Source organism: Rouxiella sp. S1S-2, from assembly GCF_009208105.1.
In the GTDB taxonomy this organism is placed as follows: Bacteria; Pseudomonadota; Gammaproteobacteria; order Enterobacterales; family Enterobacteriaceae; genus Rouxiella.
The window spans coordinates 3,563,566-3,577,451 of the sequence record NZ_WFKL01000001.1; the positions used below are offsets into that span (position 1 = coordinate 3,563,566).

Here is a 13,886-nt window from a genome sequence, read left to right on the forward strand (position 1 = left end):
TTCAGGTGGCCAAATCAGTGTGCCACTACACATCTAACAGCGGTAGGGAGACAGGCCACGGCCTACCGGATGCGATGTCCGGATGGCGCGGCTCATCTTCTGGAATTCCGTATTCATCCCTGCTGCAGTCTATCTTACGCATCCAGTAGGCAGCTACGTCATCGGGGCCTCCGTCCGTCACCAATTCAAACAATTTCATCCGCAAACTGCCTGCCGGAACGGGTACAATTTCAAACGTACCTTGCCACGTTTCTGACGGAATATCTTGGGTGATCATTTTATTTATTGTTCGCCAATCCATAAATCTACGATTCAAGCTCCTCTCAAAATTGAGCAGTAATAGTACTCCCTCTTCGTCTGGGCTCTGCGCAATAATACGGGTGAGCGCCTCAAGGCCCGGTGAGATTGGTCCATCTATCAACAAACCGTATATGTACGCACGCAAACCAGAATGAATCTCAAGCTGGTTCCCAAGTATTGTCTCAAAATGCCAGTTATCACTGGATCGGCTTTCAAATACACCCTGAGCAGTTAAGTCGATGATACGGCGCACCGAAGATAGTGTTTCAAGACGTAAAGCGGTGGTTCTCCAGTGGTAGTTCGCATAGAGGCTTGTGTTTTCTTCGGCTAACTTGAAGAGGGCATCTTCTGCATACGGGGAAGGTGAATGGCAAAATCCTCTGACCATCTCTTCCAAAAAATAGGGATCCCGATATGAGGCAGGCAGACTACGAATGACGCTCAAGGCTTCTTCAGGCTCCTTCATAAACGGTAAAAGCCGTAACCACGCTTTTAATTGATACCCTTGCCCCTCGCTTAATATCCACGGTTCAGCGATTGCTTCCTCTATAAGCTCAACGGTACTTTCAACAACGACCTTTGTATCTATACCATCTCCCGATAGCACAATGCTGGTAAGCAAATCTGCTCGTATTTGCCTCGGTGCAACTGCAATGAGAGTTTTGATAACATCATCACGCCGCCCATGAGGCAACTGCGATGCAATAATACCCAGTTCGACAGCAAGCTGTTTTTGTTCGCTCGTCGCGTCTTGCGTAATCAGTTGGTCAATTGCGTTGAATATAGCTTCTGCTTCAAGAGATGTTTCATCAGGGGAATGGGCTAGAACCATATGTTTCGCCTTCACATTTGAGAAATCAACACCACTTAAAAATCGTTTTCCCCTTGATGGAGCGTTTAACGTTCGCCATTGTTCGGCAAGGACTCGTGCCGCTAGCGCACCAAAATATTTGTCACACAGATACGTCTGCATAATTGCAGTTGTTTCTGGAGATTGAATTGCCTGAAAAGCGCTCTGATATTCGCTGAGCATCGGGGTTCTAGCCTCATTAACCGCTTCGCATGGTCTCCACCCGGCTGTCTCCGCTTCTTTTCGAAACTCTCTGTAACGCTGGAGGTTATCGTCCAGCAGTTGTTTCAAAAGAGGTAACTGTTTCACTGATGGGGCAAGACTCGCAAGCATTGCAACTCTTGCTTTTACCCTACGCTTTGCTTTTTCCGAAGCAAGCATACGATTAGCCCACTCTTCAAATAACCGTTGTATCACCAGAACAGTGTCTGCATCGAAAGATCTGCTATAAGATTCCTCACCATTGGGATGGGATAAAAGCAGGTCAGTAAACAATTCAATTAGCCTGTCTTCGGCCGGTACAGCTCGCTTGAGAATAGCTTCAACAAGGCTTGAACCTTGGGTAGAGCCAATACGAGTTCTCAGCCCTTGATAGCGTTTCCATTTGGCCTCTTCGTATTTACCTTCGGCCTGATTACATAACTCAAGATCGGCCAATACATCAATAAGATGACCAACAGCCCCTGGCCCAAGTACTGAGGCCGCGGCGTTAGCACGAGCATCATAGTCTTCAGGGTTAACCAGCACCAGATTCACCAGCATTTCATCTTCTAAAGTAAATCTGGCTGATGCCAGAATACCGCCCACACTAGTACAAAGTGCTCGTCCAGCCCTTACACGCTCTAATAATCCTTCTGCAACAGTTTGAGGATAACTGCGGTGTAGCTTATCGATCAGCTGTTCTTCATTTGATTCAATCTCCATTGTGCTGATGATGCCAACTAATTCAGCGCAATCGTCCTCAGTATTCTCTGTAGCGATCAGCGCGCGAAGCCGATTAGAGGGTGATACGGCCTGCATTTCTTGCCGCTTATGTGCTGTCGCGAGTATTTCTCTAACGTTTTCATCCTGTATCTCATCGGCAACGCCTTTGCTCACAATCAGATCTAAGATTGTGCTATTCACCTCTTGCAACATTTCAGCCACATGGAGATCTGCTCGCCGAAATACCAAAGCATCAATGACGGAGACTTGGACCTGCGAATCAGGGTCATTCTTCGCAATGGAGACAGCAAGATCGAGGCCATCGATACCACTGCGAGATGCTATCTCGGATAAAAGCAATGAACGCATTCTGGGAGACAGGGTATTGATTATTTCTCCTGCCGCCTGCCCGAAAATCGAAGTCCTGAATATTCTGCAATTGCGTAAAGCATGAAGGCTGATCTGCTCATCTTCATCAGAGATCAACGGCCAGACATAATCAAGGAATTCAGGACGGCCGGATGTAATCATGAAACGGACAGCGCGATCCACCGTTCCTGGCGCATGCCAATGAGCCACGAGATTCTGAATAACAGTCGATATTTGCGACCATACATCTTCTGTTGATCGAAAAATCATCTCTGCCGCGAGAATTGGGTCGACCTCAAATGCAGCGATTATCGCCTTGCTACAAATAACCTGCAGTTCCGCATCACCGTATGCCATACGCTCTATGGCAAAAAGTATGGCTTCTTCCCATCTGGGATAGTTAAATACCTCTGCTTTAAGTGCTTCTCGTGTTTCCCGGGCATTGATGTCCGCAATCAACCGGCGTTCAACCAAGTGAGAGGCGTACCATTCCTGAAATTGCTGATGCTGAAACGAATAACCAGGAGTATTCCCTGTACGCATCAGTACATGATTGCTGACGAGCACATCAAGTACAATTTCTGGTTGGGGTTTGATTGCTATCTGCCCGCTGTCCACCAGCAAAGTTGCCGTGTCGGATATCGATTTCCGTGCACTAAAGTCAACAATAGTTGAGTTAACTACCCGCGTGGCAACTTCAGCTAGCCCTTTCATGTAGTCTTGCTGAAATCCATAAGTACCGGAATACAACGCTTCGGCATGACTTGCTTCCTTTTCATGCGCCTCAACAAAATGCCGAAGTATTTGTTCTTTTGTTGTCGGAACCGGGGCGTTTTCTGGAAGTGAGGTCAACGCCATCAGATAGAGAGGTATTGTTACAAGTTCACGTAGGCCAGCGGTACGCCAGGCTTGATCCAAGATCCTTTTGCCATAATTCCCGCGTAAGGCAACTGCGATCTGGATTTGCTGATCCTGATTAAGCGGTAAAAGTGTTACATGTGTTCCTTCAAAAGGAATGTCCCGAGATTGCTTACGCGTCGAGATGATAAAGCTAAGTTCAGGCAGCTCTGCTTTGAGTCTGGTGATTTGAGTTCGAGCACGGGTACGTGCGCTAGCATCCAATTCGTTCCAACCATCAAGTAGTAATACAACACCAGGGTGATTAGCGACCTTACGCAAGTCATCCTCTGAAACATCTCGGAAAGCGGGTCGTTTAAGAATAGAGTCGAGGATCGTCGTATTTTCGGTAGCCCAATCCCCCAGCGACACGACAAGAGGCGTACCAAGGTTTGTAGCCAACATACTTTCCGCTATCTGGAAAAGCGTTGTGGTTTTACCCATTCCTGGCCCGGCGACAAGAATTAAATCATCCAGCCTTATAGCCATCCCTGCGATCGCACTGGTTATTACTGGCTCATCTAAACCTTGAATATCTAACATGAGAGCCACAGGCGAACCTGGCCATTTATGGGTTCGACGGAATACCTCGAGATCATTTACGGCAGCAACCTGAGCCCGCATCACTACCTCTGTATCTGTACACCCTCCAGTACCACGAACCACATCGCTATGCAGTACCCTCTTCCATGCTTCTATTTCTGCCTCTCGTTTCCACTTGAGCAGTTTCTCTACGGTAAACTCTGGATCGCTTGAATCGATTGCTTTACCGTGATCGCGGCACATCCACATACCGTTCTTGGCAGAAGATCGCTCCTCCGGTGACATATTCCCGTCATAGCGAGGCCCACCCGGCGCAGCAGCACATATATGTGCTGCTGTACCGATGTTGATTTCACTTTCCCCATCTGACGTTGCGCCTACTGTCCACTTACGGCACATAGGGAATGAGCATAACCATCCAACACGCTTCGCGATCTGGAGTTTGGTTCGCTCAGAGAAATCATCTCGATTATTCTTGGCCATGCACCCTCAGCAAACACTATGAATATTTACCAAGAAATATATCTGAATCCAAAGCTCATTGGGAAATTATTCAGTCCGTTGATGTGATAAATAACCAATTAATTTTAATCAATTTCAATTAGATAGATGACGAGAATTATGATTTCCAAAGAAGCAATCAGAAGCTGGTAGCGATTCGTTCAAGGAATTAATGTCAGACATTGGCAATACACACATTCATCTCCTCATATCATTGATAATTTTGGGTTTAACGGTATGTTCGACATCAATAACCACACTTAATGAATGGCTATATAATTAGCATCATCTATAGCGGAGATACTCAATGAACGTAATCAGGTTTCTGGAACAGCGTACTAAATTTATCCACTAACTGTACCCTGTTTCAGTAGTTCCCTTCATTGAGCGTATAGGGCTGATCGAGGCTGAAGAGACACCGTTTGAACCTCCCTATAGCGAAAATAGCGAGCCTGCGTTCCTGGAGGATTGGCAGGAGGCATAAAAATTTCCTTCTGTTTCTCGGTCAAACGTGTGTGTCAAGGCTAGCTGGTGCTTCGCACCTCTATAGTTACGTGGCAGCAGAAGGTTTAGATCAAACGCGAGCCAAGTGAAAAGAAAAAGATGTTTAAAAATCGGGGGTGGCTCCTGGGTTATCAGACAGTGTTTGCGGAAAAACTTGGGGGTACGTTTTGTAGACAGTGGTGTGAACATCGCTATGCTGAACAACTCGTTTTGGCGCAAAATCAGATGCAGCACTCTAAGACTTTATTGCGTATCACACCAATATACGCACCGAGTGCTCTGGTTAAACATCTAAATCCTTTTTTCCTTAGCGACCATGAACGCGTACTACTCATTGATATTGAGATCAAAGGCAGTAATATAGATAACATGTAGTTGCTGAGAAACACGCTGTATGTTAATAGCCAGAAGCTCGAAACAGTATTTTCAAAGGTCAGAAAATTCTCCACCTGGTTCGATAGAGCGTACCCTTTGCGGTTGTCCCCCCGCAAAGGGCAAAAATAACAACCTGCTATAAATGCTTAAGATTAACAAAATCCCCCTGTCAATTATCACCAATGGTGAGAATTTGATCCGTAAGCAAAACATTTTCAATGTGTCGATCCCGATAAATCACACAAAAATCCATGCATTAGGCATGGATAGGCTGCACTGCTTTGCTACATATCAGAGCCACGGCCATTGAGTTTGCTTCATGGTTTTAGTCCAAAAAAGTGAATCTTTTAGCTTTGTTCGTCGCTTCTTGCTCGCTGAGTTAAGCAGATCCATATTCAGATCCCAGTATTTGCGTAAAGATAATTTAAGTACTTTCAAGCGGCATCGCTTTAGCCACAATCTCGCTCTTTTATCCATAGTTGCCCCCAATAGCAAGTGTGCAGCGATTGCCTCACTATCGGTAGTCGCCTGGATATAACAGTTGAACCAGTGTCGGGCCCAGCGATTTCGCTCGAAATTTTGGCGGCTGGTTATGTATACGTCTTCCAGCCAACCACCACATGGTATTCGCTTTTCGACCTCCCCCCAAGCAAGCTCCACTCTTTGACTTTCGTTGGCAAAACCCAGTAGTGTAGCGGACATTGCCAGTGACTCTGTATCTCCAGAACTCACAAGCTCAAGTACCTTGTCTACCAACCATGCCGTTTGCCCATGATCTTCAATCTGATTCAAAAGATCGGCAATATCCTGATCGTTAACAACATCCATAAGGGCTTTATTGCGAGCCACATCAGCTATATCGTTCAAAGCTATAAACGGCAGGCAAGCCATGCCCGTTATTTTGAAAGAGTCATCTTTCATTGCCTTTTTGAAGTTGTCCCAAAGTATCAATCCCAATTCGGGGCGTCGGCTCATCAATGCTTCCGCCATCACAAGCAATGGAAACGCAGCCATTAAGTCGACGCTGGATACTCTAATCTCATTCTTAATCTTCTGCTCCAACCAACACCAGAAGTCCTCATCTACACGGTCAAGCAACGTGGCAACTGCAGGCTTATGATTAATCAGAGGGTCAATATTTATACTTCTTCCGGGTGAGTGAAGCCCGTCAATTGCACCTCGGATATAATTCTCATAGCTTCGAATAGCATCTGGATTATCTGGCTCACGTTGCAACCAAAACGCCATAATTTCCTTATCGGCCCGCTCCAACAGCTCAGGGCGCTTAAGAGCCATGCTTGCATTCAACAAGGCAACAGATCGATTGTAGCGTTGCTTTCTGTCGGTAACGTTGTTAGCCGTCCAATTGCTGTTTGCAATAATATTGTAGACAACGGGATTAGTGGAGTAAGCGGAAAGCCCAATAGCCAACTCTGCAATTTCCTCATCTACATGACAAAGCAATGCAGGGAGCTCCGACCACCCATCGATCGAGCTACTATCGGCAAACTCTTCGAACAACATGAGCCAACTCAGTACCGTCTCGCGGTTACTTTCAATCTCAAATCGCCCAAGGATCGACCTAATGTCATCTTGAGTAAAATTTAACAGATCAATATTGATGCTACCCATTAGCCTCCGATCGCACGCTTCCTTTAGTAAAAACTCCAGTTGCGCCAATCCATTACGGCTAGCAAGTTGCAGATCCAGACGTCTGGCGTGCCACCAGTTGAGCTCCTTATGTATTTCAGGAGAATTTTCCTTTAGGACAAAATCGATCCCTGCTTCAAGTACATTGCGTTCATCATCGTTCAATATTGTCAGGAAACCGCGCATTTGCCTCAAAAGCTGTCGAAGAGGTACAGCTGTCATTCTTTCAGCGCCAGTAACCCTCTCACCAACAACCTCGCGTAGCCGGTTCGGATTGGTTCTCGCCAGAATCAGCAATTTGCGACTTGAGGTAACATCAACATCAAAATCAGCAGGACGAATGTGCTCGGTGTCTTTGATCTTATCGGGATCAACATCAACCCTAGGGTTAAGAATGTCATCTTCTGGCATTATAGGGCGTCGACCCGACGTATTGCTAATGGGCCCTACTGATGTATTTAGTTGCCGGCGCTTGTTTTCAGATTGTGGATCGGCGAGAGCTTCAAGAAGCCAGCGCGCAGCGTCAAGCGCTAGCTGATGCCCGGTCTCGTGCAGTCTGTCGACAAGGTCTAACATCTTATTACGTGTTTCCACCGAATCCATACGATTAAGCCGCAACATCCAGGCCAGCTCATCAAAATGACTGTTACTGCCCATCACCGCCCGCGAAATACCCCAGGCAGCGATTGCTTCGATGAAGCGAGCCCGCGGCAATAATGAGATGATGCCGAAGACACGATGACTGAGCCAACTCGGGTTACCGGGACCGCAAAGTTCTATCGCCGGAAAAGCTTCGCGCCCCTCAAATTGCTGCCATGCATCTAGGTTTGCGGCTGTCTTTTCTTGCCGTCGCAGCGAATTTGGCGACGTCTGATCAATACGTCCCAAGACGGTACCTTGTAGCGGGTCACTCCAGAGCAAACCAAGCCAATATGTGATTTTAGCCTCGATCAACGGTGCGACAGCCTCGAACTGATAAGCGTTAGCCAGTCCCTTGATCATAATTTCATCTTTTACGATTGAACCAGAGCTCTCCCCGAGCCAAATCTCCTCTACGATTTGCAGGACTAGTTCAACATCAAGCCCGATGATTCGCCAAAAAGCTTCAAAATCGAGACTCGAGAAATTCTGCTCGGATATCCATCGGCTAAGCAGTGCCCGTCGAACCTGACGTGAGACAGTATTGTCGAGCAAGGCTGTAGTGACAGCTGCTCTGAGTATTTTCACGCCAAGGCTCTGCCCACTAAAGGGGTCGATATGTTCAGCGATAATATCGTTGGCTGTGGCATTCCCATCAGTTGGTTTCAGATGGTGGACCAAAGCCATCCCCAACGCGAATGGTATCAGTGTGGGATTGACTTGGAACCGGTTGGCTTGTCCAGTGGGAACAAGCCATTGTCCAGAAATCAGTTCAGCAACCGTTGATAGCAGATCTGCTCGATCTTTACCGCTGTCTCGCCCCAACTGTTCAATAACACTATGCCGGGTAAGGCTTGTATTATCGATTGAGCTACGCAACTGCATGCCGAGTTCCGTAATAAACATTTGAAACTCGGCATCGCTTATCGCCAACTGTGCGCCACGCAACTCAATACGATGTTTCCAGTCTTCGAATGCAAGCCGTTCCGGCGTGATGTCACCACTCGCAATCAATTCCTGCTGTAGCTCAATCGCCAAAGCTGACAAGCGCGGAACCTTCATCAACGAAAGCATGGCGGTGCTAAAGTTCTCTCTGCTTAAATCATGTTCCTTGAGCAACGCATCAAGTTCACTGTCGTCAAAACGGTCTACCCGAATTTCGCTTGGTCTTGGGATCAAGGACCCGAGTTTTTGCAAATCATTCCAGTGGTCGGGCCAACAACTCATCAGAATAGAGATGCGATGGTTCCACTTGTCATCGAAAGCAGGCTGAATGAGGTCTGCCCAATCTTTTTTTTGCCAGTACTGATTTAATCCATCAATCATCAGCAAGATCTGTGGCCCGTCCGTTCTAAGCTTTACCCATTGCGCTATTCGACGTTGCCAGAACTGAACGCTGCCATGGCTAAGACGCTTTTCAAGAAACTGTGCAATTAATTCACTGAGCGAACCCTGCCCAACCTCCTTTGCAGGTACAAAAAGAGTCAAGGGAAGATCAGCCGCGGCGTTGATCCGTGCGTGCCACCATGACAAAAATAGCCAAGTCTTGCCCAGCCCTTCATCCCCAAGCAGCACTGAGGGCCTACCTGATGTAACCCATTGATCAAGTTGCACTTCATATCTAGGACGAGGAATTCTAGCGCGACCTGGATCGAGTACATCATTGAACTTCCCCCCGAGTCTGCTGGCGGCATTACGGTCATTGCTCAGACCAGTAAGCATCCATTGCTTCATTGCCTCAGTCGCAGCTGCATAGCCGATATCAGGAGCAGTTAGCCGGCACTGGAGGCGATCTGCTGCAGCAAGAAATTCTGGGTGGGATCGGATAGCCGCGGTTATTTCATTGATGTTATCAATACCGTTAAGGTGTCGGTTGAGCGCAGTTTTGGCCTGGATACACAGGACAGCAAGGTCGGGAAGTTGCCCCGGTTCGGCGGGCCAGTCGAGTATCAGTACGGTGATACCAAGCCCCTTCCCTACTAGCGTTAGCTCTTCGTTATCGGTAGCACTGATTGCTCTTGTTGCTGCAAGTATCCAAAGATCCGTTCCATTCTCGCTACGACTTGTTTCAAAAAGCTTGGCCTTTAGAGCATCCACTTTTAGGGTTGTGTTTTCTCCGTAACGTTTTGCTTCAAGAGCAACTTCGAAGAGGTTTAAACCAAGCGAGCGAACATCCGATCCGCCTTGCGGCCCAGACTTAGCAAGTCCAAAATTAAGTTTAGTCACTTCGACCAATATGTCGCGAAGCAATCCTTCAAAACCAAGCGAACCAGCAGGGTCTAATGAACGCAAGGCCTTAGCCAATTGTGACTTGGCATCATTAAATTCCATTCTTTGCCTCATGAAACGTTTTGAGTATCGCAGAACAATCAAGAATACAGCTATAGAGATGAACGCCCGGCGTTGATAGCATCGATTTCCCATCATGAATGATGTTGCAGCACCAATCAGGATCCGTTCTCGATGTTCGCTTTAGCTTTGAGTTCAAATGATCAATGCAACACACTGGTTAAATCGCTATACGGGTGATTCATATTCTAGCGTTTTTCTCGGTCTCTCGGTGAGCTATGGGTCAACACTATAGAATCTTTGTTGGCAATGAATTGATAAGTCAGTTCCTTTTGGAAAATACTGTCTGAGTATCCACCATTTTGCTGGATAACTTGACGCGTGAGTATGTGAGCCTTGTACTCAAGGATAAAATTGTGGAAGGATTTGAAGAAGTGCCCCCGTTAGACGGAATGTTTGCACCGTTAGATGTTCGCAGCGAGCTTAAACAGGCGTTCGTACGATGGCTGCCCAGACCCTACTACACCCGCGTCGCTCTTGGATCAGGAGAAAAGGTGAATGAGCTGGATCTGCTTAGCCTGTGCGAACATTGGCGCCTGGAGTATCCCGGAGAAGCGAAAGACCTGGCAAAAAGCTGGGACGAATCAGAAGAACGGAAGGCTGATGATGGTCCGTTTTTCAACGAACTCGTCCGCTTGGGCTGGGTTTTCTTTGATGGTGGCCGCTGGATCATGCAGGGAACCCCGCTGGGAACACTTTCTCTCATCAACTACCCGAGCCCGAGTACAAAAATCTTTCTTGAGGGTCTCAGCAAGCCCCGACTTATTGCAAAGACTGACCAGCAACCGACGGCAGTTCTTGCTCTCGCAAAGAAAATTCTGGCTGAGTTTTGGCTTGAGCAGTACGTTCCGATTGAAAATCCGGAGTGGTTCCTGAGTCGATTATGGGAGCGACTTTGCCCTGCCGAGCCTATTAATACTGAAAATAATGTGACTTCATTGCAGGCGCCCGTGTCTGAAAATAGGGCTTCATTTAAAGCTGCCAATACTGACGCTGTAGACTGTGCTTTCCTCGAGTGGGCAGCTTGGTGCCATGTCATTAGAGGTTATGGTAAATGGGAACGTCAATGGTCGCTCTCACAGCAGCGATTCTGTCGTGAGGCGGCGCACCGCGCCCTGGCTCGTCAAACGCTGTGGAACGGGTGGGACTGTGATCTTGCTCGTTATGTAAAGGTACTGCAGGAAACATATGCGATCCCTCTGAACCAACTGCGATTCGCAAGCAGTGCGGGAAAGGCGCCACCGCGTACCATAGTTGCAAGGGCCGGCTGGCTTGCAAGTCGCGAAGTCGAACACCTCATGATGGAGCGGCTCATGATGCAACGGCACGGTCCGAATACGGTCAACTTTGCGTTTGGTCTGCTATGTTCCGAACTTGAAAAGACCGATATTGGGCCAGGCATCATGGCTGCAGCTGAGGCAATTCTGTCTTACGCGGTGAATCATCCTATGGCTTTGTTGCAGCTCCGATTCCGTGTCGATTCCAATCCTGGGCTGCTGGTCGATATGCTTTTATACCGGCCAACTGCATGCCTAGCGGCCAAATGGACTATTGAGTGGCAGCCAAAATCGGGTCGCAACAATGATCTTAACAGAGGCCGTGAAGCTCAAACCAAAACATTTGCGGTGCAGGATTCCCTGTCGGTCATTGCTTACCATTTAAACGCAAGTTCGATAAGTCTTGAGGAGTGCGCGTCTTTGATTACCTGGTGCTATACCAGTAGCACTGGCATGGGACGGGCCATTGCAGATCCCCGTCGGCCCGTTGGGCGCCAGCTTCTGGGGATATTCGCCAAGCAAAATGAACAAGTTCAATCTGAAGTGTTACGACACCTCGTGGACCAAGCTGCCTATGAGAACAATATACCCCGCGCGTGTTTTTCCGGTGTACTGGATGGGATGAATAGCCTCCCACTGGTGACGGAGGCTGCAATAAGGCCAGTTATTGCACTCTACTCAGTGTTTGCGCGCAAGCAGCGCCTAGATTGGACAGACGTTGCAGGGTTATCGTCAGACATGGCCGGGCGCCTCGTTGCAGCCGCGTTTGCGCAAGCCACTTCTGACCGTGATACATTTCTGATTCCATTTGACGGCATGGAGCTTATTCATGAGGCTTCGCGCGATGAGGAACCCACTGTCCGCTCCTCTGTTGCCCGGACGATGAGAATACACATACGACTGCTCGCACGTGCTGTATCGGGCTGGCCTTACGAAACCTTACCTTCGGTGCTCTGCGAAGTCCTTAAAAAGCTTATTTCACGCAGTGTTATTGAGCATGATGAAAAAGGGAGAATTGGCGCCCTTACGGACAGGTATAGCCCCACACACTCTCAGAGTCGGGAAACGGGGTCACCTGCACAGGATCTTGCATCCGCGTGGAGTAAACTGGACAAAAGCAATCAGGGAGACTTGTTGCAGGTATTCGGACAATCTGACGATCCCGTTTTTCTCGCCGAGCTTTGTCAGTTCCTGCCCACTACAGCAAAGCCCGGAATCAAAGCAAGATTGCGGCAACTCAAACCAGCTGAAGCATCGGTATTCTGGACCTGGCCCGAGCTACACCATCGTATTGAAACCTTATTGATTGCTGGGGAATATGAGCTTGCCCGGGAACATCTGGAGGATGTCAGGCAGGACGTAGGTAAGGCACCCCAGCAGTACTGGCTTGCACTTTTTGCTCTGGAGTTACAACTGTTTTTAAAAGAGGAGAAATGGACTGCACTGGATAGCACGACGATCCCCTCGAAGCTGGATGCGGCGACAGCACGGCAAGCCAATGATCAGCTTGACTTCTACAGAGCGACCTCGCAGCTTTTGCGCCCTGGTGGCGATCTTGCAAGTGCCCGGACTGAGCTGCAGCGTCTTTCATCACAACCGGGTGCAAGTTCGACATATAGAGATAACTATTTTGCTGTCGCTATTCAACAGATTATTGGACCCACTTCTCACCCGCTGAGTGGGGCGGACAAGTTGACCGGAGAACGTCTGCTTGGAGAAATTAACAACGCTGTTGCTGCTGATAACAAGCTTGCAAGTAATTCATTACTTGCCAATCGTGCATATCTCTTATTCGCCCTACAAAGGCCTGCAGCAGCCCTAGAAAGCGTAGCTAAACGTCGCAGTGAAGTGCGAAGCTCAGAGTTAGAAATGGTCGTCGTACTTGCAAAATACGAGATGGGGCATCAGGACGAGGCGATGGCAATTCTTGATACGGCCATTAAAGAATTCGAGACGGACAAGCGTCTTGTCTTGTTGAAGGAGGACCTACAGGCGGGTACTCCTGCATCCAGTGTCACTTCTGCAACGGTTGCTGTCGACTCTGTTTCATCTATACGTGCCGCCTTGCAGCAGTTGTCTCAGCTCCCAATTTCCCTGGTCGGAGACGTTCTCGGTCCACCTGGGCTTGGTTTCCGTGGATATCTTATACGAGAAGTCTCCAAAGCCGTGGCATCACTTCAACGTATAGCAGGGATGCTCCGCGACAGGAAAAACTCAGCGGATGAAGCAAGGATCGAGAATGACCTTAACAGTGCAGTGCGAGAGATTCTAAGTGCCTCCCTCGCATTAGCTAAATGGGATGTTGCTGACCAGTCTCTCGGTGGAATAACGGCAAACGGAAATCCCGGCGAGAGAGACGCGGTCATTCGGGTGTCGGGACAAGAAATATCTGTTTATGAAGCACTCGTTTGTAAAGGGTTAGACAGGACAAACATCAAGAAGCATTTCGACAAGCTGCTGGCATACGGAACTTGCGATATCTATTTTCACGTTATTTACTCGTATGCACAGGATGTAAAACCCCTCCTTGATTATGTCAGGAGAATGCTTGAGCATGAAATTTTACCATCGCTCTCATACCGTGGTTGCGAGGCATTGACGCCTCCTGATTTTGAGACAAGCGGCTATTTAGCGACCTATAACGTCGACCATCGGGAAATAGCTGTAGTGTTCCTGATTGCTGACCTTAAAATCCGAACCGCCTGAGC

At 48.1% G+C, this 13,886-nt stretch carries 3 protein-coding genes and 1 pseudogene; 1 reads left to right on the forward strand and 3 read right to left on the reverse strand.

Going from position 1 to position 13,886, the window contains the following annotated elements; genetic code table 11:
* Positions 1-25 precede the first annotated feature (25 nt).
* The 3 genes and pseudogenes from GA565_RS16445 to GA565_RS16455 all read right to left on the reverse strand — a co-directional run.
* Positions 26-4,366, reverse strand: coding sequence for an NACHT domain-containing NTPase (locus GA565_RS16445; RefSeq protein WP_152199410.1), 4,341 nt, complete (start codon positions 4,364-4,366; stop codon positions 26-28).
* A gap of 1,188 nt (positions 4,367-5,554) precedes the next feature.
* Positions 5,555-9,883: a hypothetical protein gene (locus tag GA565_RS16450; RefSeq protein ID WP_126795978.1), complete on the reverse strand. Its 4,329-nt coding sequence runs from the start codon at positions 9,881-9,883 to the stop codon at positions 5,555-5,557.
* Positions 9,884-10,069: 186 nt separating this feature from the next.
* Positions 10,070-10,195: pseudogene (locus tag GA565_RS16455) on the reverse strand (IS30 family transposase); the annotation flags it as partial.
* A gap of 62 nt (positions 10,196-10,257) precedes the next feature.
* Between GA565_RS16455 and GA565_RS16460 the strand changes: the two are divergent.
* The gene (locus GA565_RS16460; RefSeq protein WP_152199412.1) at positions 10,258-13,884 is read left to right on the forward strand and encodes a hypothetical protein; all 3,627 of its coding nucleotides are present in this window, start codon (positions 10,258-10,260) and stop codon (positions 13,882-13,884) included.
* Positions 13,885-13,886 lie beyond the last annotated feature (2 nt).